We start from the raw sequence: 20,548 nt of genomic DNA, 5'->3' as shown, positions 1-20,548 counted from the left end.
AGGGGTCGATGTCCCCTGAGCTCTACATCATCGGCGGCGCCGTCATCGTCGCGGCGATCGTCATCACCCTGCTGTTCAAGGCCGTGTGGCGGGTCGCGGAGCCCAACGAGGCCCTGATCATCTCCGGCCTGGGCGCGCGCCGGCGGGGCGACAGCCTCGACAGCCTCGGCTTCAAGATCATCACAGGCAAGGGCACGGCGGTGCTGCCGGGCTTCCAGACCGCCAGGCGCCTGCGCCTCGACACCAGGGCGGCCAACCTTCAGGTCTCCTGCGTCACCCAGCAGGGCATTCCGGTCCACATCCGCGGTGTGGTGATCTACAAAGTTGGCGACGACCTGTCCTCCATCGCCAACGCCGCCCGCCGCTTCCTCGACCAGCAGGACTTCATGACCAGCGCGATCCACGAGCTGTTCACCGGGCACCTGCGCTCGATCATCGGCAACCTCACCATCGAGGACCTGATACTCAACCGCGAGCGCCTGACCAGCGAGACCAGGGCCTCGGCGGCCGACGAGATGAGCAAGCTCGGCCTGATCGTGGACTCGCTGCAGATCCAGGAGATCGACGACGAGACCGGCTACATCGTCAACCTCGGCAAGCCGCACGCCGCCAAGGTCGCCGCCACCGCCCGCATCGCCCAGGCCCAGCGTGATCAGGAGGCCACCGAGGCCGAGCAGATCGCCGCCGCCAACATGGCCGCCGCCCGGCGCGCCACCCGTATCAAGGAGGCCGCCTACCAGGCCGAGATCGACCAGGCCATGGCCACCGCCCGGCAGGCGGGCCCGCTCTCGGAGGCCACCGCTCGCCAGGAGGTGGTGGTCCAGGAGACCAGGGCCGCCGAGCTGGAGGCCCAGCTGTCCGAGCAACGCCTGCAGTCGCAGGTACGCAAGCCCGCCGACGCCAAGGCGTACGAGACCGTCACACTCTCCCAGGCCGAGCGCGACGCCCGCATCGCCCAAGCGGAGGCCGAGGCCAGGGAGACCGAGCTGCGCGCGGCCGCGCAGGCCTCCCAGGTCAAGCAGGCCGCCGCGGCCGAGGCGGAGTCCGTGCGGCTACGCGGCGAGGCGGCCGGAGCGGCCACCAAAGTAGCCGGCGAGGCCGAGGCCCAGGCCGCCCGGGCCCGTGGGCTGGCCGGCGCCGAGGCCGCGAAGGCGCTGGGCCTGGCCGAGGCCGAGGCGTCACAGGCCAAGGGCCTGGCGGAGGCCAAGGCGATCAGCGCGCGGGCCCAGGCGCTGAAGGAGAACCAGGAGGCGGTCATCGCCCAGCAGCTCGCGGAGCGCTGGCCGGAGGTTGTGGAGGCAGGCGCGAAGGCGTTCGGGAACGTGGAGCACATGGTGGTGCTGAACGGCGCTCAGGGGGTCGAGGAGCTCCTGGCCAAGGCGCTCACGCTCGGCGGCACCGGACTGGGCCTGGCCAGGGCATTGCTCAACGGCGGAAACCCGAACAACGGCGAATCGGAAATCATTCCTAAAACCCCTGAATTCCGCGAATAGCGACGTTACACGGATGCGCGGCCCGGAATTCCTCTAGCGTTTTCGAAAATGCCGCTGGAGTTAAGGGGGAGGGCTCATGCGTAAGGCCATTTCCGGCATATGTCTGAGCATGGTGGCGGTTGCCGGATGCTCGTCCGATGAGACCGCGGCGGCGCCGGCCGCCTCGACGCCGCCGACGGCGTCGTCCGCCGACGCGGCCAAGCTCCGCGCCGCACTGCTGCCCGCGCCCGCGGGCATGCGCATCTCGTACGGCCCGGAGCTGGGCGCCTTCGGCTCACTCAAGTCCACCCAGCAGGGGCTGGCCGCGGTGCGCCAGACCAAGCTCGAGCGGCCGGAGTGCGCCGGGGCCGCCCAGCTCGACGCCGCCAAGCCGGACGTCGCCAAGGCGCCCGCCGCGGTGATCGCCTTCGCCGCGGAACGCGGCTCGATCACCCAGGCCGTGGTGCGGCTCCCGTCGGCGTCCTTCCCCGCGCCGCTACCGGAGCAGTGCACCTCGTACTCCGCGAACGTCGGCGGCTCGAAGATCTCGTACAAGACGCGGATCCTGCCCATGCCGACCAAGGGCGATCAGTCGCGGGCATACCTGACCACAGCCGCCGATGGGCAGAAGAACGCCCAGATCGGCTCCATCATGATCAGGCGCGGCACCCTGATCATGAGCATGCTGGTGGTCGGCAAAGACGTGAAGCCGACGGGCCTGTACGAGCTCGCCGACTTGGCCGATCAGAACCTGGGGCGCGTGCCCAAGTGAGGCATCGATAAGGCGGCAGGGCCCTTCCAGGAAGCCGAGGAAGGGCCCTCTGCGCCTTCTACTGCTGCAGGACCGACAGGATGTTTCCGGCCGGGTCGGTGAACCAGGCGATCGGCGGGCCCTCCTCGCGGACTATGCCCTTCTCATCGGCTTTGATATGCGGGTAGCGCTCGAAGCGCACCCCACGTGTCACCAGCTCGTCCACGGCCTTCTCGATGTCCTCCACCGGGAAGTTGAGAATCGTGAACGTGGCCGGGGTGTGGTTCTCCTTCGGGTACACCAGGATGCCGGTGCTCCCCGCTATGTGGAGGGTCAGCAGGCCGTGCTCCTCGGAGACCCGCAACCCCAGCGTCTCGCCGTAGAACTTCTTCGCCGCCGCGATGTCGTTCACCGAGAACCCGCTGAACGCCTTCGTCGTACCGAACATCGTCACATCGCCTTCCTGTGCTCCTCGCTGAGCTGAATGATCTGGACGTAGTTGCCGTCCGGGTCGATCGCGGTGGCGAAGAGGCTGCCGTCGCGGTCCTCCAGCTCGGCCAGCCACGTCACGCCCGCGCTCTCCATGCGGGCCGCCACGGCCCGGGCGTCCTCCACGTCGAAGTTCAGGATCACCCGGCCGGGCTCGGGATTCTTGTCGGCCACGTCGTCCCGCGTGTCGATGAACAGGAAGAATTCGCCGAACTTGAGGATGCGATAACCGTTGGCGTCGGTGTCGCTCTCGGGGTCGAGGGCGGCGGCGTACCAGGTGTGCAGGCGGCCGGGGTCGGTGCTGGCGAGCAGCAGGCTTCCCAGAACGGGGCGGGCCATGATCTTCTCCTCTGTCCGTTGAATGGGTGTACGACGGACAGACCGGGCGGCGGGCGAAAACTCATCGCTGGAACGGCCGCGCAGCGTGCCCGGGTCTGGTGGGCACGCTGCGCGGGGGTTTCGGTCAGCCGGTTCGGAGCGTGAGACCGTAAACGCTCAAGATCTCATTGACCGGCTGGTGGTACGTCGTGCCGCCAGTGGTGCAGTTGCCCGAGCCGCCCGAGGTCACGCCCTGGGCCTGGCTGCCCGAGATGAACGAGCCGCCGGAGTCGCCCGGCTGCGCGCAGGCACTGGTCCTGGTCAGGCCGGTGACGGTGCCCTGCGCGTACCGGACGGTGGCGTTGTGCTGCTGGATGAGGCCGCAGCGCCAGCCGGTGGTCGAGCCGGAGCGGCAGATGGACGCGCCGACCGAGGCCTGGGTGGAGCCGCGGACGGTCACGAGCGAGCCGCCGGAGCCGCGTACGTAGGGCGTCGGGTTGTTGCCGGGGGCGGCGACCCAGGCGTAGTCATTGCCGGGGAAGGACGAGCCTTGGAAGGTGCCCGTGGGGTTGTTGGTCGTGGCGCCGGTCCGGCCACAGTGCCCGGCGGTGACGAAGCCCGGAGTGCTGCCCCTGGTGACCGAGAAGCCGATGCTGCAGCGGCTGGAGCCGATGTAGAACGGCGCGCCGCCGACGATGTCGATGTACGTCCCCGGCCGCTCGGCCGTCGCCGCCACGGTGACCAGGCTCCTGTCTATGCCGGCGGCCGCGACGAGGGCGTCGGCGGCCTGGACCGTGGGGGCCTGGACGGAGACGGTGTTGGACTTCACGTCGACGTACCAGAGCGAGGCGGCGGCCGTGGCCCGCCGCGGGGCCGCGTCGAGCTTCTGCATGACCGCGTTGAGGTCGGCCAGCGTGCGCTTGACGAGGACCGGCTGCGCACCCTTCGCCTCGATGGCGGGGGCGGCGTTGGGGTCGGTGGTGGCGACCATGAGCTTGGAGGCGTCGTCGTTCAGCCAGGCGCCGCCGAACGACCCGCCGAGCTCGGCGGTCAGCGTGGACTCCGCGGCCGCGGCGCGTTCCTCGTTGGCCAGCCGGGTGACGACTTGCGCTTCGGAGAGGCCGAGGTCGCGTTCGAGCGCGTCGACCATGGCGGGGGGTGCTGGGGAGGCAGTTTGCGGTGCAGGGTCAGCTGCTGCGGGGCTGAGGGGGGTTGCCAGGCTGACGGCTAAGATGACGCCGCCTACCAGCGCACAGCGCTTACTCAACATGTGCACTCCTCGGGTGGGGGTGCTGTCAAGTTAACGGCTGGGTACGAAGGCCGTTCAGATACCAAAGGGACCCTATTTCGGTGTTATAGCGGGTTTTGGCCGCATCCCGAACCGGACATTTCTCGCCTTAAAGGTGGACAGGGAGGCGGGTCGGTAAGGTCCCGTTGCTGGAGGTGTTCTCTTTGCGTAACGGTGTTCGTCACTTGGTCGGTGCGGGCGCGGGACTGCTGGCCACACCACTGATCGCCGCGGGTCTCGGGTACGGGCTCAACAAGCCTCAGCCGATCACCGATTGGATCGCGCTGGCCGCGCTCTTCGGCGCCGTGATCGTCGTCGGCGTCCTGGCCGGGTCGCGGTTGTCGCCGCTCGCCTCTCTGCTGTCCGGCATGGCCTTCATGGGTCTCTGGGCGACGGTGCAGGTGCGCATGGGCATGGGAGGCGACCACCGGTTGTGGTATGCGTTCGTGCCCGCCGAATATCTCCAGGGCTACGAGACGCTGCTCCACACCTGGTCCCCCGTGGTCGGCTGCATCCTGCTCACCGCCTCGGTCTTTCCTTCCCGGTGGCGGGCGGCGGTGAAGGCGGTCTCGCCGCCGCCCGAAGAGGAGCCGGCGGAGGCGGCGGCCCCGGAACCGCCGCCTCTGCCCAAGCGGATCCCGTCCCGCTATTGAGCCGGCCGGGCCGCCAGAAGAGCGATCAGCACGTACGGCGCCACCAGGAGAGCGAACGTGGCACCGTGGGACAGGCCTGACGAGGCGCCGGCGTAGGCCGCGTACACGCCGAGCGTGACCAGGTTCGTGCCAAGCCCCGCGACCGACGTCACGGTGGCCCGGGCCGGGCCGGTGATCCGCGCCTGGAGGCGCGCGTCGGCCACCACCCCGGTCATCTGGAACGCCCCGAACGCCACGGCGATCAACGCGAACCCGGCAGGATGCCCGCTCAGCGCCCCGGCCGCCATGGCGGCGGCCGCCGCCCCGATCGTCAGGGCGTACCCACGGGCGGGCATACGCTGAGCCGCGCCCGCCAGGAGACCGCCGGCCGTGGCGCCGATCCAGACCACGAAGATCACCAGCTGGATGGCGGTCTTGGACAACCCCGTCTCCGCCCCGAGGACGGCGAGGTACTCCTCCAGGGCTCCCCAGATGGCCGTCACGAAGGAGAAGAGCAGGAGCGCGTTGAGCACCTTCCGGTCCGAGCGGGCCTCCGTGATCCCCGCTCGGAGCACCGCGAAATAGCTCATCTCCGTCGCGGCGGCGCCGGATATCCGGTGCTCGGGGAGCGTCAGAGCCGTGGCCGCGCACAGGACGCACGCCAGGACGCTGGCAGCCCCCACGGCGACATAGCCGCCGGCCGCGAAGACCGGCATGGCCAGACCCATCGCCGCCGCGACCGCGACGAGACCGACGGATTCTGCCCGGCCCATGACCGTGGCGTACCGGTCCTCCTGGCCGAGGCGCTCCAACTCCTCATAGGAGAGGGCTTCGAAGGCGCCGGAGACGAGGGCGCCCTCGGCGCCCCACAAGACGAAGCCGACGGCGAACACCCAGTAGGAGGGGACGAGTGTCCACAGGGCGAAGCCAGCGCCGGCCAGGAGCGGGCCGAGGCACAGAAGCAGACGCCGGGACACCGCGTCGGCCCACGCGCCGGACGGGACCTCCAGCACCATGCCTGTCACCGACCAGATGACGAACAATGACGAGATCTCGGCGACGGACAACCCGGTGTCGGTGAACAGCAACGTATACACCGGGTAGAGCAGGATGAATTCGCCTAGGAACGCATAGGCGTACAGTTTCTTGACGAGCATGAGGCCTTCCACGGGGACGAGCAGGGACTCCGAGTGCTCGTCGCCTCGGAGGTCCGCGCGCCCCGCGCCGGCCTCTGGTCAGTCATCAATGTCGCCAGTGCATGGGACGAGTGTAGCGCTGAAAGGCCTCGATCAGCGCGAGCGCGGCAGGGGAACGTCCCCGGATAGAGTCCAATGGTGGCTGACGTCAGTGTGGTGGTCCGATACCGCAAGGCGGTGACGTACGGCGTGCACGCGCTGCTCGCCGCTTTGGAGACCGCGAAAGTCGAGCACGACCTGCGGCTCGGCACCACTCCCGAGGAGACCGCCGAGCACATCACGGCCGCCGAGCCCGACCGGGTGTTGGTGCTCTGGTCCTTCTACTCGCCGGACGCCGAGGACATGGCGGCCGAGCTGGCCACGGTCAAGGCGCTGAGCGGCGGCCGAGGGCTGCACATCGCGGGCGGTGTGCACGCGACCGCGGAGCCGCAGCAGGTCATCGACGCGGGCTGGGACCTGGCGGCGATCGGCGAGGGGGAGTCGACGATCATCGCGCTGGTCCGCGCGCTCCAGGAGGGCCGGCCACTCACCACGGTCCCCGGGCTGGCGATCAAGGACGAGGACGGGGTCGCGCTGCGCACCAGGCCCGCGCCGCAGCTGCCGCTGGACACGTTTCCGTCCTTCGTCGGCAGGAACGGGCCGATCGAGATCACTCGAGGCTGCCGTTATACGTGCCGCTTCTGTCAGACACCCTTCATGTTCGGCGGCCAGTTCCGGCACCGGTCGGTCGCCAGCGTGCGTGAGCACGTGCGGGGCATGGTGGACAGGGGCCTGCGGGACATCCGGTTCATCACGCCGACCTCGCTCTCGTACGGCTCCCCCGGTCCCGACCCCGATCTCGGCGCGGTGGAAGAGCTGCTGGCCGGGGTCAAGGAGGAGCTGCCGCCGCACGGGCGAGTGTTCTTCGGGAGCTTTCCGTCCGAGGTACGCCCCGAGCACGTCACGCCGGAGGCGATGCGGCTGCTCAAGAGGTACGTGGCCAACGACAACCTGATCATCGGCGCCCAGTCGGGATCCGACAAGGTGCTGGCCGCTTCGGGGCGCGGGCACGACACGTCCCCGGTGCGCGATGCGGTCAGGATCGCGGTCGAGCACGGCTTCCGGCCCAACGTCGACTTCATCTTCGGGATGCCCGGCGAGGACGAGGGCGACCAGACCGCCTCGCTCAAGCTGGCCGAGGATCTGGCCGACCTCGGAGCGCGCATCCACACGCACACGTTCATGCCGTTGCCGGGCACGCCGTGGCGCGACGCCGAGCCGGCGTTCATCCCGCTCAGCACCATGAGTGAGCTCGACAGGCTGGCGCAGCGCGGGGACGCGTACGGGCACTGGCGCAAGCAGGCCGAGCACTCCGCGCGGCTGGCCGAGACGGCCAAGGCCTACCCGCGGCGGGCGCGGCGGCGGCGTACCGGCTAGCCTGCACGTCCGCGTCCAGGGCGTACCGACCAGCCTGCACGTCCTCGGCCACGGCGGGCAGGCTAGTCGTCGTCCTCGTCCAGGGCGTGCAGGACGCGTTCGAACGCGTCGCTGACGGGCCGCAGCGCCTCGGAAAACGCGTTGACGAGCGGACCGAAGATCTCCGTCATCTCGGTCATGAAGTCGGGACTCTTGTTCTCGGGAGGCGCCCAGCGCATGGCGTCGGCGCTCAGCGTCTCCCACTCGTCGACGGCGCCGTCGATGGCGTCGAGCACGTGATCAGGATCGCTTTGCATGACCATTCTCCGCGGCAGAGAAGGAATCGACCAGAGAAGGAGTCGATATGACCACGGTACTTCAGGCCGGGATGGACACGCCCACTCCGCCCCGCGTCTGGGCGCCGTAGCGCTCCTTTTCCGCGCCGAGGTCGAGCGGGCGGATGCCGGCGCGGGCGGCCAGGGTCTCGTCGGTCAGCAGCGAGGCCGGCACGAGCCACGACACCTCGAACTCCAGCCCGTCGGGGTCCTTGGCATACAGCGCCTTGGTGGTGCTGTGGTCGGACGCGCCGACCAGCGCGCCGAGCTCGGACAGCTTGGCCGCGACCCGCTCCAGCTCGTCCAGGGTGTCGACCTCCCAGGCCAGGTGGTAGAGGCCCACGGAGGTGCGACCGGCCGGCGACGGCGCGGCGTTCTCGCCGATCTCGAACAGGCCCAGGTCGTGGTCGTTCGTCGAGCCCGGGGCCTGCAGGAACGCGGCGCCCCGCATGCCCATGACGACCTCGAAGCCGAGGGCCTCCCGGTAGAAGGCGACGCTGCGCTCCACGTCACGGACGTAAAGGACCGCGTGGTTGAGCCGATGGACCGGCATGGTGATCCCCTTCTTTCAACAGAGTCCCACCCTGAGTATATGAGAGTTCAACTAAATTGAGAGCGTGACGAGATGGCTGGATGAGGACGAGCAGCAGACCTGGCGGAGATTCCTGGCGGCGACGCAGCTGATCAATGAGGCGCTCGATCGCCAGCTCCAGCGGGACGCGAGCATGCCGCACGCCTACTACGTGATCCTCGTACGCCTGTCCGAGGCGCCCGGGCGGGCGATGCGGATGAGCGAGCTGGCCGCCAGCGCGCAGAGCTCGCAGAGCCGCCTCTCGCACGCGGTGGCGCGACTGGAGGAGCGTGGCTGGGTACGCCGCGAGCGTTCCGCGTCCGACCGCCGCGGCAATCTCGCCGTGCTCACCGACGAGGGGTACGCCGCGCTCGCCGCCGCCGCTCCCGGGCACGTGGAGGAGGTGCGGCGCACCCTGTTCGACGTGCTCAAGCCCGAGCAGGTACGGGAACTGGACGAGATCTGTTCCGCCATCGTTTCCGGGGCCGACGGGGACACGCTGCAGCGATAGCGAGAAAACTGTCGGCCGGAGGCCGTAGCGTTCTCGGCGTACCCGATCGAGGAGATGCCGATGCACGACACCGAAGAGGCGCTGTTCAGGGCCGTCCATGGCATTGCGGGCCGCTTCGCCGGCCAGCCCGTGCCCGTGGTCATGGACGCGCTGCTGCGCGACCTGCCCAAGGCTCCCGGCCTCGAGGTGACGGAGATACGCAAGATCGCCGAGGAGATCAGCGTGGGGCGCGATCCATCGGGGTTGTGAAGAACTGATCGCCAGGGGAGCATCGAGTCATGTACGAGCCAACCCCTGATGATCGATTCACGTTCGGTCTGTGGACGGTCGGCTGGCAGGCACGCGATCCGTTCGGGGACGCCACCCGGGCGCCTCTCGACCCCGTGGAGAGCGTGCACCGGCTGGCAGAGCTCGGAGCCTATGGCATCACTTTCCACGACGACGACCTCCTCGCCGTCGAGCCGGATCGCGACCGGGCGATCGCGGCCTTCCGGAAAGCGCTTGCCGAGACCGGGCTGAAAGTGCCCATGGCCACCACCAACCTGTTCACGCACCCCGTCTTCCGCGACGGCGCGTTCACCAGCAACGACCGTGACGTGCGGCGATACGCCCTGCGCAAGGTGACGCGCAACCTCGACCTGGCCGCCTCGCTGGGCGCCACCACCTATGTGTGCTGGGGCGGCCGCGAGGGCGCCGAGTCCGACGCGGCCAAGGACGTGCAGGCCGCGCTCGCCCGCTACAAGGAGGCCCTCGACCTGCTGTGCGGGCACGTCCGCGAGCGCGGCTACGACATCCGCTTCGCCATCGAGCCCAAGCCCAACGAGCCGCGGGGCGACATCCTGCTCCCAACGATCGGGCACGCGCTGGCGTTCATCGGCGAGCTCGAATATCCCGACATGGTGGGACTCAACCCGGAGGTCGGCCATGAGCAGATGGCCGGCCTCAACTTCGTGCACGGCATCGCGCAGGCGCTGTGGCACGGCAAGCTGTTCCACATCGACCTCAACGGGCAGCACGGGCCGCGCTTCGACCAGGACCTGGTCTTCGGGCACGGAGACGTGATGAGTGCGTTCCACCTGGTGGACCTGCTGGAGCACGGCGGCTACGACGGCCCCCGCCACTTCGACTACAAACCGTTGCGCACGGAGGACCCCTCCGACGTGTGGGTGTCGGCGGCGGCCAACATGCGGACCTACCTGATCCTGCGTGAGAAGGCGCGCGGCTTCCGGGCCGACCCGGAGGTCCGTGAAGCCCTGCGGGCCGCCCGCGTCGAGGAGCTCGGCCTGCCCACGCTCAACCGTGGCGAGACGCTGGCCGATCTGGCCGGGGACGACTTCGATCCCGACGCGGCCGCTCAGCGCGGATACCATTTCACCCATCTCAACCAGCTTGCGCTGGAGCACTTGTTAGGAGTTCGTGGGTGACGCTGGTCGCTGGGGTCGATTCTTCGACACAAAGTTGCAAGGTCGTCATTCGTGACGCGGAGACGGGCACGCTGGTGCGGCAGGGCCGGGCGCCGCACCCGGACGGCACGGAGGTGCACCCGTCGCATTGGTGGGCGGCGTTGCTGCAGGCCCTCGAGGAGGCCGGCGGGCTGGACGGCGTGGCGGCCATCAGCGTCGCCGGGCAGCAGCACGGCATGGTCTGCCTGGACGAGTCCGGAAATGTCGTACGCGACGCTCTCCTCTGGAACGACACCCGCTCCGCCCAGGCCGCCCTCGACCTGATCGCGGAGCTGGGCGGCCCGCAAGTATGGGCGGACGCGGTCGGTTCGGTGCCGGTGGCCTCGTTCACAGTCACCAAGTTGCGGTGGCTGGCCGAGCACGAGCCCTCCAACGCCCGGCGTACGGCGGCGGTATGCCTGCCGCACGACTGGCTCACGTGGCGGCTCGCGGGCGCGCTCACCTCCGGTGTGCCGTTCTCCCGGGAGTCCTGGCAGGACGCCGCTCCCCCGCCCCTCGACCACCTCACCACAGACCGGGGGGACGCCTCGGGGACCGGATATTGGTCGCCTTTTACCGGGGCGTACCGTACGGACCTGCTGAAGGCGGCCTTCGGGGCGGTGCCGCTGCTGCCCCGGGTGTTGGGGCCGACGGATGAGGTCGGCGCGGCGGGCACGGGCGCGGCCGCCGGCACCGGCCGGGTGTTGATCGCCCCGGGGACGGGCGACAACATGGCCGCCGCTCTGGGCGTGGGCGCCAAGCCCGGTGACGTCGTCGTGTCGCTCGGCACCTCCGGCACCGTCTTCGCGGTTGCGGAGACTCCCAGCGCCGACCCCACGGGCGCGGTCGCCGGCTTCGCGGACGCGACGGGACGGTTCCTGCCACTGCTGGCCACGCTCAACGCCGCAAGGGTCCTGGATGCCGCCGCCCGCATCACCGGCGTCGGCCTCAACGACCTGAGCGACCTCGCCCTCCAGGCTCCTCCGGGGGCTGACGGGCTGACGCTGGTGCCGTACTTGGAGGGCGAGCGCACCCCCAACCGCCCCACCGCGACCGGCTCCATCCATGGGCTGACCCTGGCCACCTCAACCCCGGCCCACCTGGCCCGGGCGGCCATCGAGGGCATGCTGTGCGGCCTGGCCGACGCCCTGGACGCACTGGCCCTGCGACCGGAGCGGGTCCTCCTGATCGGCGGCGCCGCCCGCTCGGAGGCCGTCCGCCGCATCGCCCCCACGATCTTCGGCGTCCCGATCACGGTGCCGCCACCGGCCGAATACGTCGCCAACGGCGCCGCGCACCAGGCCGCGACCCTCCTCACCACCCCGGACTGGCAGGCGGAGGACACGGCAACCTACGAGGGCGAGGCCGTCCCGGAAATCCGCCACCGCTACGCCCGCGCCACCGCCCACATCCTCGACTGACCAGGTCACCATGGCGACGCGATCGCCATGGCGCCCCAAGGCCAGGAGCACGACGGAAAAGCCGGCGCTCCTGGCCGGGGCGAGCCACTCCGTAGAGACCAGAAGGCCGTGCACCGCCGCCACCCGCCGTCGCCCTTCCGGGGTCAGAATGAAACCGCGACCGGTTAGGGGTGAACCAGCCATGCCGGACCAGCAGCCGGATCTGGAAATCGAGCGGGTGGACCACGATGGGTGCTGCACGCTGCACCTGAGCGGCCACCTCGGCAGGGACGCCCAGCGCGCCCTGCGAGACGAGACAATCGCACTCCTGAACGAAACCCGCACCCCGTGCCTCGTCCTCGATATCGGTCGCGTGACCAGCCACGACGAGGCCGGGCTCGGCGCCATCATCTCCGCACTCAAAAGGCTCATGCTTGCCGATGGACGTCTGGTCATCGCAGCGACGCCACCCGGGGTGATGCTAGATCTCCAGCGTCGCGGCCTGGATCGGGTGTTCAAGCTCTACGAGAACGTCGACCTGGCCCTGGCGGCCATGCGCTCAGGCCGGGACACGCACTAGATCAGGCACTCAACTCCAGGCGGGATCGGCCACAAGTCTGGGTGCGGAGGGTTCGGGTACCGGTAACGACATGGGCCGCATCCTGGTGGGGACCGCTTCGTGGACCGACAAGACGCTGCTGGCCTCGGGGTGGTATCCCGACGATGTCACCACCGCCCAGGAGAGATTGAGCTACTACGCGAGCCAGTTTCCCCTGGTGGAAGTGGATTCGTCCTACTACTCGCCACCCGCGGAGACCACGGTCTCACTGTGGCGCGACCGCACGCCTGCCGGATTCACCTTCGACATCAAGGCGTTCTCCCTCCTGACCCAGCACCCGACCAAGCCGACGGCGCTGTACAAGGACCTACGTGAACAGCTGGGAGAAGCGCCGAAGAAGAACCTCTACCTACGCGACCTGGACCCCCAGATGGTCGATCACGTATGGGATCGCTTCCTGGCGGCGCTGGCCCCACTCCACGACTCGAACCGACTCGGCGCGATCCTGTTCCAGTTCCCGCGGTGGTTCCCCATCAGCAAGGGCAACAAGCAGTACATCCTGGAGTGCAAGGCCCGCTGCGCTCCCCTGCGGATCTGCGTCGAGTTCCGCAATCACACCTGGATGAGCAAGGAGAACCAGGCCGAGACACTGGACTTCCTGACCTCCTACGGATTGCCGTACGTGAGCGTGGACATGCCGCAGGGATACCCCGACTCCATCCCGCCCGTACTCGCCGCCACAGCAGACCTGGCAGTGGTGCGCTTCCATGGCCATTCGGAGAAATGGACGAGCAAGGACATCCACGAGCGGTTCGGCTACCTCTATCAGGAGAAGGAACTGCAGGAATGGGCGCCCAAACTACGGCGCCTCGCCGAGGACGCCGAGTCCACCCACCTCCTCATGAACAACTGCTACCGCGACTACGCCCAGATCAACGCCGCGCAACTGGCTCGCCTGATCCCCCTCGAATGACGCCCTGACGTCGTCCGGCCGGCCACCTCTGCGCCATCTCCAAAGGCTCACACCAGGCGAATGTCGCAACCGACGCCCACCGGCAGGCTGGCGAGCTTCACATCGCTGGTCACAAGAGTGCAGCCTTCGACTTCGGCCAGGGCCACATAGGCGGCGTCGTAGGCCTTGATATTGCCGCGCAGTTGCCAGATTCGGGGCAGAAGAGGCCTGATGTCCGCCAATTCGATCTCCGTTTGGGCAAGCGCTTCGAGGGCGCTCCGCCCACGTGCTTGGGTGATCAATTCTTGCCTGACGAGGCGGGTGATGACGTGGGCGACTTCGCTTGGCATGTGGCCGGGTGCAATCCAGGCGGGATCGGTCATGATGGCCTTACGGGCAGCGCCACCGGCTTCTCCGTCGTCAGTAAGCGCGTTGATCATGACTGAGGCGTCGATCACGAGCACCGACAGTCTCCGGTTGACTCAGCTAGCTGCTCCTCACGTTCGGCCCGCGACTGACGGACGAGGTCCGCAGTCTGCCCCGGAGCGCTGTGCATGCCGTCGTCACGCCCTTCGAACTGGGCAATGAGGTCGATGTTGCGAGAACGGCGCGCGTCCGCTACCAGAAGCGAGAGCATGTACGCCTGCGCGGACTGCCCTTTGGCACGAGCTCGTGCCGCGATAGCGTCGGCAACGTCGTCGGGAACCTCGCGGATCTGCATGTTCCTAGACATGCCTTCATTTTACATGCACAGCTCGGCCCTGTCCGCCGTGATCGCGGCATTGCGAGTACCGGCGGGACATCTTGCTCGCCTTTAGGGCATACGAACGGACGGGTACCGCGATCGCGGTACGTGATGCCCTACCCCGGGATGATGCATCCCTGACCTGCGCTGCATAGGCTGGCCAGGTGGAGCGCGCGGAGTGGGCGACCGACGTCTGGCTCGGTCTGGCGCTGTGTGCGATGGCGGCGGGAGGCCTGGTCACCGGACACGCCTGGCACGTGACGTGGCCTCTTCTGGTGGTCGTCCTCCTGGCGGCCGTTGCTCTGCTCGTACGGACGGCATGGCCGTGGGTCTCGCTGGCCGTCGCGACCGCCGGTGCCGTGGTTGCCATGCGGGTGGACATCGACACGTCCGCAGCCGATGCGCTGCTCGGTGCGACGTTGCTGGTCGCCGGTGGGGTGCATGGGCGACTTCTGCGACGTGGCAGCCGGGTGTTGCTGGTGGGCTCGTCGCGGCGCGCCCTAGCCGCGATCCTCCCGATGGTCGTCGTGGTCGTGGCCGTACCCGCTGATCTCAAGGAGTCGGCCGGTGCGGCGATGGCGCTGGCCGGGTATGCGGTTGCGGTGTCGAGCAACCGACTGGCGACGCTGGTGTCAGGGATCGGCGCGGCGGTGGTGATCGCGAGCGGCGCGATGATCGTGGCGCCGGCGGCCTGGACCGGGCTGGACACACCAGTGCCCTTGATCGCCGCCGTCCTCGTGGGGGCAGCGGCTGGAGATGCGGCCCGAAGCCGGCGGCAGATGCTGGCGGCCTGGCAGGATCGCGCCCGTCACGGGGTCGTCCAGGAGCGTTTGCGCATTGCCAGGGAGGTTCACGATCTGGTCGCTCATCACATCGCCGTGATCAGCATGCAGGCGGGCGTGGCCGGACATGTCCTGCATCGGGAGCCGGCGACCGCCGCGGAGGCGATCGGTCACGTACAGACCGCTAGCCGTACCGCGCTCGATCAACTGGGGACGTTGCTGAGCGTGCTGCGTGACGGCGAGCCGACGCCGGTGGAGCCAGTGGCGGGACTCGCCGACCTGCCGCACCTGCTTGATCGGTTCGCGACGGTGGGGCTGCGGGTGGAGTACGCGGACGTGCCGCCGGACCTGCCCGCCGCGGTTGACCTGTCTGCCTACCGGGTGATCCAGGAGGCCCTGACGAATGCTCACAAGCATGGAGACGGCCACGCCGGCTTGCGGATGTGGATAGCGCGCGACAACCTGAACATCGAGGTCCGCAACGGCATCGGCGCAGCGCGCGTGCCCGACCGGCGAGGGCCGGGGCACGGGCTTATAGGCCTGACCGAGCGCGTCCAGGCTCTCGGAGGCTCTTTCACGGCCGGACCCGATCGTCGTGACTCGTTCGTACTCCATGCCGGCCTGCCGATCCGCGCCGACGCCGAGGTGGTCGCCGACGGGACCGGAGCTACCGGATGACCGTGCGGGTCGTCCTGGCCGATGACCAGCCACTGATTCGGCAGGGCGCGCGGTATCTGATCGACTCCGCCGACGACTTGAGCGTGGTCGGCGAAGCCGACAATGGCGCGCAGGCCGTGGAGCTGGCCCGTGCGTGCCGTCCCGACGTGGTGGTGATGGACATCCGCATGCCGGGCATGGACGGACTGGCCGCGACGCGCGCGATCACCTCCGACGCCGCGCTCGCCGACGTCCGCGTGCTGGTGCTGACGACCTTCGAAATCGACGAGTACGTGTTCGAGGCGTTGCGGGCAGGTGCCAGCGGCTTCATCGGCAAGGGAGTGCAACCGCACGAGCTCCTCGACGCCATCCGGGTGGTCGCCCGCGGCGAGGCACTACTGTCACCACAGGCGACCAAGCGGCTGATCGCCCACTTCCTCCAGCAACCGGCCCGCGCCAGGCCTGCGGCAGCGCACGGGCCGTTGACCGAGCGCGAACTCGAGATCGTGGCCCTGGTCGCCTCTGGCCTGACCAACGCCGACATCGCCGACCGGTTGCACCTGTCGCCCACGACGGTGAAGACGCACGTCAACCGGTCCATGATGAAGCTGTCCGCACGCGACCGAGCACAGCTGGTGGTCTTCGCCTACCAGAGCGGGCTGGTCAGCATCAGCGCAGGCGTACCACGCTCGCGGTAGCCGCGAGACGCCGCACGCGGAGGATGCGGATGACGGAGGTCAGCCGCCAACCTGGCAGCCATGACACGCATATGGTCGTCGATAGTCGGGACCGGGTTCGTGATCGTCGGGGTGATGCGTTTCGTGGCGCTCCCAGACATGCCAGGGTGGGAGACCCCCGAGCCCCTCCACGGAATCCTGCACTTGGTCACCGGAGCGCTGTGGCTGGCGGCGGCGGTGCTTCGCCAGGGGCGCTACGCCAGTTCGGTCACTAGGTGGCTGGGAGTGTTCTGGCTGGCCGTCGGCGTCGCCGGTGAGGCGGGCTGGCTGGACGCGGTGGAAGCGCTGGCATTCGACGACGCGATCGTGCATCTTGTGGTCGGCCTGGGATCGGTCGCCGTGGGGTGGGCCCCGGTCGCGAGGCGCTCACGTACGTGATCGGTCCTCGAGTGATCGCCGGAGCGGCGATCGTCAATGCCGCGTGCTCGCTGACGCTCTGGCCGCCGGATGCGGTACGAGATTTCCGGCAGAGCGTGGCTGAGCTGTTCGCGACCACGGCGGTCATCCTGTTCGCGGCCGCGTTGGTCCTGGCCACCCGAGCCAGGTTCCTGGAGCCGTACTTCGGAGGCCTGGACCGGATGTATCTCGCGCACCGGCGGGCCGGCCGAGCAGGATTCGCTCTGCTCGCCGCCCACGTCGCGACGATCCCGTGGGCCTTGGCCTCGCCCGGGGGAACGCCTTCCGGCCTGATCGCCTTCGCGGGGATCTCCCTGTTGGCAGCGCTGGCCATCGGCCCCCTGAGCTACGGCAGCTGGCGCCGCTCCCACTGGCTCATCGGCGTGTTCTTCGCCATCAGCTTCGCCCACACGCTGCTGGTCGACCAGGTGACGCGCACAGCGGCGGTGCCGTTCGCCATCCTCATCGGCGCGTACGCGGTGGGCATCGCCGCGTTCCTCTACACCGTTCTGCTCGCCCGGTTCGGCCGACCCAGGTTCGCCTACGAGGTCCAAACCGTGCGACGGCTGACTCCGACCACGGTCGAGGTCGTTCTGTGCCCACGCGGGCAGCGCCGGCTGGCATTCGCCTCAGGACAGTTCGTGTTCGTGACGTTCCACCAGTACGGTCTGCGCGAGCCGCATCCGTTCACGGTCTCCAGCGCTCCCGCCGACCCGGCCATCCGCCTGGCCATCAAGGCCAGCGGCGATTACACCTCCCGGCTGGGCTTGACCCTGCGAGCCGGCTGCAGGGCCACGATCGAGGGCGGGTACGGCATGCTTGACTGCCGCAGTGGCGGGCGTCACCAGCTCTGGATCGCCGGCGGGATCGGCATCACGCCGTTCCTCAGCCTGCTGCGCGACATGCCAGACGAAGAAGACCGGCAAATCACTCTGTTTTACACCGTCAGGCATGCCCACGAGGTCCTCTACTGGGACGAGATCCGGGCCCATTCCGACGCCCATCCAGGCTTGCACGTCCACCTCAATGTCTCCTCGGAATCGGGCACCTTGACCACGGACATGGTCCTCGAGGTCGCCGGACGCGACTCCATCGCAGACGTCTACATGTGCGGCCCGCTGCCCATGCTGGACTCATTCGAGCGCGGCTTCCGAGACGCCGGCTTGCCGGCCTCGTCGATCCATTTCGAGCGGTTCAGCTTCCGCTGACGCGCCGCGCTGCCTCAACGAACTCTCGGCATCGCGCGTCCTACTTTCCCTCTCACACCGAAGAACACGTGGAGGAGCGGAGGAAGTGCGGGGACGCCTCATCGGACGGGGCCGCTCAGCGCCTCCAGCTCGCCCTGATATAGCAGCCGGTTGACGAACAGCACGTCTGTCTTGTCGTTCAGCGTCAGGACGGTCCTCAGCACCGTACGCCCGTCGGCGGGGACCCAGTCGTGCGCGATCTCCGCTGCGTAGTCGCCGTACGCCCCGCCGTTGCGCGTGTTCGCCGTCGGGGTGAGCCGAGTCGTCAGCGACTGTTCCACCTCAGTGGCGGCGGACGCGGAGGGCATGACGCAGATGATGTTGACCGGCCGGTCGACCAGGCCGGCCGGGCGGCGCAACCCAACGCCGTACAACGTGACGGAGCCCGGCGCCGACGGGGCCATGATCGTGGCGGCGGCGACATCGCCGAGGCAGGCGGCCATCGCAGCGTGATCCGGGCTGTCGGCCAGCGAGGGTCCGCTTCCCATGACGGCCGCCAGCGGCCCGGTGGCCGAGGCCGTTGCCACTGTGGTGTCGGTGACTACAACCTTGTTGAGCTGGTTGGTCACCCCGGGCACGATCGTGCGGGACAAATCCATCTCGCCATCGGGAGCGAAGGAGAACCCGTCGTGGCCGCCCAAGCGGTCGGGCTTGGCTCCGAGGGCGGCCAGCTTCGTCCGTACGGCGCCTGGTTCTACGCCGCCGTCGAACCGGAATGCCTGCTGCGGCGGCACGCCGATCGCGATCGCCCGCTCACCCGCCTCGGGCGTCATGCCTGTGGTCTTCGGCAGTGCCGCCGCGGCATGGGCCAGGCTCCCGAGACCGGAACCGGCCGCAGGCAGCCATCGGCGCCCATCGCCGGAGCCGCCGAAGCGGCGCCACCAGGCCGGTTCGCCGTATTCGAGGTACGCAGCGGCGGGGCCCTCGCCAGAGACGTCGGCCAGTGCGCCCAGCAGCCTGTTTCTGGTGGTATCGGACGTTCTTGAGGCACTCGGTGACGGCGCGCCCTGGGTGCGTTCGTCGGCGGCCTCTCGCGCACACCCCGTCAGGACCAGCAGCGCCGCCAGCGCCACGCCCACTCTTCGCATGGGCACGACGCTAGGCGGCCGTGCTTGTATCTCACTGGCGGGCGGCTGCAGTCCCGCTCAGGCCGGCTGGTAGTCGCGCATGTAGCGGGAGACCTTGTCGGTGTATGCGCGCCACCGCTCGGGGATGCCGCCCGCCCGCTTCAGCGGGTCGACGCCGCTGCGGTAGAGGGCGGCGAGCTTCAGCGCGGGGTTGCCCGGCAGATCCTGGACCCGAGGGCCCAGGGTGCACATGAACCGCCCCATGGACACGATCGACGACTCGGGGCTGAGTGGCGGCGTGGGCTTCGGGCTCTGCAGGCCGCCCGGCTGCCAGTGCCACAGCACCTCGGGGGTCCACCTGGCGATGCCGTACTCGTTGTTCTCCGGATCGGACAGGCCGGGGTCGTAGCCCGACTCCGCCTTGAGCATCGCGGCGATCAGGGCGGGGCTCAGGCCGGGCAGCTCGCAGTAGGTGCCCGCCTGCACGATCAGCCCGCGATACTGGCGGGGGATGTCGGAGTCGTCGCGCAGCCAGCTGCTGGTCTCGGCGCTCGCGGGCGGCCGGCTCGCCGTCGCACCGGTACCGCCGGGCGAATCGGGGGTCTGGGCGCTGTTGACGACCACGGTGGTGACGGCCGCTGCGGCCACGACAGCTGCCGCCGTGCCGCCGGCGATCGCGATCCGCCGCCCCGGCCTGCGACCCTCACGCGGCCGCTCCTCCTCGGGCGGGACCGCTCCGGGCGGGGTCTCCGGCAAGGTGACGGTCGACGAGGACAGGGCCGCGGCGTAGGCGGCGGCGTCGGTCCAGCGCGCCTCCCTGTCGAGATCCAGGGCGCGCATCACCGCGGCGTCGATCACCTCCGGCACCTCGGGCCGCAGCGCGCTCGGTGGCACCCGCTGCTCCGGCTTGGCGGGCACCTGGCCGGTGAGCATGTGGTAGGTCAGCGCCCCCAGGCCGTGCACGTCGGCGCGCGCGTCTGGCGCCCCGTCGAAGTAGAGCTGCTCGGGGGCCTGATAGCCGGGCGAGCCCGCGGGAAGCGTCAGCCCGCTCAGGTGGTCGGCGGACCTGGCGATGCCGAGGTCGGCCACCATCACCCGCTCACCGCCCTCCGGCCGCGAGCAGAACAGCACGTTCGACGGTTTCAGGTCGCGGTGGACGACCCCGATGCTGTGCAGCACGGCCACGCCCTGGCAGATGTCGTGCATCAGACCGAGCGTCTCGTCGACGGCGAACAGGCGACCGGCCAGGCGCTCCTCCAGGGTGCCGCGGTCGGCGTACGTCATCACGAAGTACGGCCTGCCGTCGTCGAGTTCGCCGATGTCGAAGACCTGCACGAGCAGGTGGGAGTCGGCCCTGCGCAGCAGCCGCGCCTCCTGGAGGAAGCGCTCACGCACGTCGGTCTGCCGGGCCCAGTTCTCTGCGAGGATCTTGACCGCCACCGGCGAGCGCAACTCGTCATCGTGGGCCAGATGGACGGAGGCGAAACCCCCGACGCCGATGAGCTGCTCGATCCGGTAACGACCTGCGTGGGAAGGAGCCGTCATTCAGCTCATCATGGCCGATGGTCAGGGGTTCGTCCACGTGCCCTGGCAGCTACCAGGTTAC

At 69.3% G+C, this 20,548-nt stretch carries 24 protein-coding genes; 14 read left to right on the top strand and 10 right to left on the bottom strand.

Features of this window, described 5'->3' with window-relative positions; translation table 11 throughout:
• Positions 1-8 precede the first annotated feature (8 nt).
• Both ACTWPT_RS35505 and ACTWPT_RS35500 read left to right on the top strand, forming a co-directional pair.
• Positions 9-1,493, top strand: a complete 1,485-nt coding sequence (locus ACTWPT_RS35505; protein WP_443181888.1) for an SPFH domain-containing protein — start codon at positions 9-11, stop codon at positions 1,491-1,493.
• Positions 1,494-1,569: 76 nt separating this feature from the next.
• A complete protein-coding gene (locus ACTWPT_RS35500) occupies positions 1,570-2,244 on the top strand; it encodes a hypothetical protein (protein ID WP_443181887.1) in 675 nt (224 codons plus the stop codon).
• 58 nt (positions 2,245-2,302) lie between these two features.
• On the opposite strand, the gene ACTWPT_RS35495 is transcribed toward ACTWPT_RS35500, so the two are convergent.
• The 3 genes from ACTWPT_RS35495 to ACTWPT_RS35485 form a co-directional block, all read right to left on the bottom strand.
• Positions 2,303-2,671, bottom strand: coding sequence for a VOC family protein (locus ACTWPT_RS35495; RefSeq protein ID WP_443181886.1), 369 nt, complete (start codon positions 2,669-2,671; stop codon positions 2,303-2,305).
• A 2-nt stretch (positions 2,672-2,673) separates the two neighbouring features.
• Positions 2,674-3,051, bottom strand: coding sequence for a VOC family protein (locus tag ACTWPT_RS35490; RefSeq protein ID WP_443181885.1), 378 nt, complete (start codon positions 3,049-3,051; stop codon positions 2,674-2,676).
• Positions 3,052-3,175: 124 nt separating this feature from the next.
• The gene (locus tag ACTWPT_RS35485) at positions 3,176-4,180 is read right to left on the bottom strand and encodes a S1 family peptidase (protein ID WP_443181884.1); all 1,005 of its coding nucleotides are present in this window, start codon (positions 4,178-4,180) and stop codon (positions 3,176-3,178) included.
• A 302-nt stretch (positions 4,181-4,482) separates the two neighbouring features.
• On the opposite strand from ACTWPT_RS35485, the gene ACTWPT_RS35480 reads away from it, so the two are divergent.
• A complete protein-coding gene (locus ACTWPT_RS35480; RefSeq protein WP_443181883.1) occupies positions 4,483-4,971 on the top strand; it encodes a hypothetical protein in 489 nt (162 codons plus the stop codon).
• Here ACTWPT_RS35480 and ACTWPT_RS35475 read toward each other — a convergent pair.
• A complete protein-coding gene (locus ACTWPT_RS35475; protein WP_443181882.1) occupies positions 4,965-6,107 on the bottom strand; it encodes an MFS transporter in 1,143 nt (380 codons plus the stop codon). The genes ACTWPT_RS35480 and ACTWPT_RS35475 overlap by 7 nt on opposite strands.
• Positions 6,108-6,284: 177 nt before the next feature.
• Between ACTWPT_RS35475 and ACTWPT_RS35470 the strand changes: the two genes are divergently transcribed.
• Positions 6,285-7,562 carry a TIGR04013 family B12-binding domain/radical SAM domain-containing protein gene (locus ACTWPT_RS35470; protein ID WP_443181881.1) on the top strand — a complete coding sequence of 426 codons (1,278 nt, stop codon included), beginning with the start codon at positions 6,285-6,287 and terminating at the stop codon, positions 7,560-7,562.
• Between the two features lie 62 nt (positions 7,563-7,624).
• Here ACTWPT_RS35470 and ACTWPT_RS35465 read toward each other — a convergent pair whose 3' ends face one another.
• Positions 7,625-7,858: a hypothetical protein gene (locus ACTWPT_RS35465; protein WP_443181880.1), complete on the bottom strand. Its 234-nt coding sequence runs from the start codon at positions 7,856-7,858 to the stop codon at positions 7,625-7,627.
• 61 nt (positions 7,859-7,919) lie between these two features.
• The gene (locus tag ACTWPT_RS35460; RefSeq protein ID WP_443181879.1) at positions 7,920-8,429 is read right to left on the bottom strand and encodes a VOC family protein; all 510 of its coding nucleotides are present in this window, start codon (positions 8,427-8,429) and stop codon (positions 7,920-7,922) included.
• Between the two features lie 64 nt (positions 8,430-8,493).
• On the opposite strand from ACTWPT_RS35460, the gene ACTWPT_RS35455 reads away from it, so the two are divergent.
• The 6 genes from ACTWPT_RS35455 to ACTWPT_RS35430 all read left to right on the top strand — a co-directional run bounded on the left by ACTWPT_RS35455 (position 8,494) and on the right by ACTWPT_RS35430 (position 13,332).
• Positions 8,494-8,958: a MarR family winged helix-turn-helix transcriptional regulator gene (locus tag ACTWPT_RS35455; RefSeq protein ID WP_443181878.1), complete on the top strand. Its 465-nt coding sequence runs from the start codon at positions 8,494-8,496 to the stop codon at positions 8,956-8,958.
• Positions 8,959-9,018: 60 nt separating this feature from the next.
• A complete protein-coding gene (locus ACTWPT_RS35450) occupies positions 9,019-9,207 on the top strand; it encodes a hypothetical protein (protein WP_443181877.1) in 189 nt (62 codons plus the stop codon).
• 29 nt (positions 9,208-9,236) lie between these two features.
• The gene (xylA, locus tag ACTWPT_RS35445) at positions 9,237-10,382 is read left to right on the top strand and encodes a xylose isomerase (RefSeq protein ID WP_443181876.1); all 1,146 of its coding nucleotides are present in this window, start codon (positions 9,237-9,239) and stop codon (positions 10,380-10,382) included.
• Positions 10,379-11,821 carry a xylulokinase gene (locus ACTWPT_RS35440; RefSeq protein WP_443181875.1) on the top strand — a complete coding sequence of 481 codons (1,443 nt, stop codon included), beginning with the start codon at positions 10,379-10,381 and terminating at the stop codon, positions 11,819-11,821. Before xylA ends, ACTWPT_RS35440 begins: the two co-directional genes overlap by 4 nt.
• 181 nt (positions 11,822-12,002) lie before the next feature.
• The gene (locus ACTWPT_RS35435; protein WP_443181874.1) at positions 12,003-12,380 is read left to right on the top strand and encodes an STAS domain-containing protein; all 378 of its coding nucleotides are present in this window, start codon (positions 12,003-12,005) and stop codon (positions 12,378-12,380) included.
• Positions 12,381-12,450: 70 nt separating this feature from the next.
• Positions 12,451-13,332 (top strand): DUF72 domain-containing protein, encoded by an 882-nt coding sequence (locus ACTWPT_RS35430; protein WP_443181873.1) that lies wholly within the window; start codon positions 12,451-12,453, stop codon positions 13,330-13,332.
• Positions 13,333-13,379: 47 nt separating this feature from the next.
• On the opposite strand, the gene ACTWPT_RS35425 is transcribed toward ACTWPT_RS35430, so the two are convergent.
• Positions 13,380-13,775 (bottom strand): type II toxin-antitoxin system VapC family toxin, encoded by a 396-nt coding sequence (locus tag ACTWPT_RS35425; RefSeq protein ID WP_443181872.1) that lies wholly within the window; start codon positions 13,773-13,775, stop codon positions 13,380-13,382.
• Complete coding sequence (locus ACTWPT_RS35420) at positions 13,766-14,044, bottom strand: FitA-like ribbon-helix-helix domain-containing protein (protein ID WP_443181871.1); 279 nt, start codon at positions 14,042-14,044, stop codon at positions 13,766-13,768. The genes ACTWPT_RS35425 and ACTWPT_RS35420 overlap by 10 nt, the downstream gene beginning before the upstream one ends.
• A gap of 176 nt (positions 14,045-14,220) precedes the next feature.
• Here ACTWPT_RS35420 and ACTWPT_RS35415 point away from each other — a divergent pair, with 176 nt between their 5' ends.
• Genes ACTWPT_RS35415 through ACTWPT_RS35400 form a run of 4 tightly spaced genes read left to right on the top strand, consistent with a single transcriptional unit; the run spans position 14,221 to position 17,836 of the window.
• Positions 14,221-15,516: a sensor histidine kinase gene (locus ACTWPT_RS35415; RefSeq protein WP_443181870.1), complete on the top strand. Its 1,296-nt coding sequence runs from the start codon at positions 14,221-14,223 to the stop codon at positions 15,514-15,516.
• A complete protein-coding gene (locus tag ACTWPT_RS35410) occupies positions 15,513-16,193 on the top strand; it encodes a response regulator (protein ID WP_443181869.1) in 681 nt (226 codons plus the stop codon). Before ACTWPT_RS35415 ends, ACTWPT_RS35410 begins: the two co-directional genes overlap by 4 nt.
• Positions 16,194-16,253: 60 nt before the next feature.
• Entirely contained in the window at positions 16,254-16,610 is a 357-nt protein-coding gene (locus ACTWPT_RS35405) for a hypothetical protein (RefSeq protein ID WP_443181868.1), read from the top strand.
• Positions 16,607-17,836 carry a ferredoxin reductase family protein gene (locus tag ACTWPT_RS35400; RefSeq protein WP_443181867.1) on the top strand — a complete coding sequence of 410 codons (1,230 nt, stop codon included), beginning with the start codon at positions 16,607-16,609 and terminating at the stop codon, positions 17,834-17,836. The genes ACTWPT_RS35405 and ACTWPT_RS35400 overlap by 4 nt, the downstream gene beginning before the upstream one ends.
• Before the next feature lie 98 nt (positions 17,837-17,934).
• Here ACTWPT_RS35400 and ACTWPT_RS35395 read toward each other — a convergent pair whose 3' ends face one another.
• Together ACTWPT_RS35395 and ACTWPT_RS35390 are read right to left on the bottom strand one after the other, a co-directional pair.
• Positions 17,935-18,963, bottom strand: coding sequence for a hypothetical protein (locus ACTWPT_RS35395; protein WP_443181866.1), 1,029 nt, complete (start codon positions 18,961-18,963; stop codon positions 17,935-17,937).
• Positions 18,964-19,020: 57 nt separating this feature from the next.
• A complete protein-coding gene (locus ACTWPT_RS35390; protein ID WP_443181865.1) occupies positions 19,021-20,487 on the bottom strand; it encodes a serine/threonine-protein kinase in 1,467 nt (488 codons plus the stop codon).
• Positions 20,488-20,548 lie beyond the last annotated feature (61 nt).

The sequence above is a fragment of the Nonomuraea sp. 3N208 genome (genome assembly GCF_052245935.1).
Classification (GTDB): Bacteria; Actinomycetota; Actinomycetes; order Streptosporangiales; family Streptosporangiaceae; genus Nonomuraea.
This window is presented reverse-complemented; position numbering and strand designations above follow the sequence as displayed.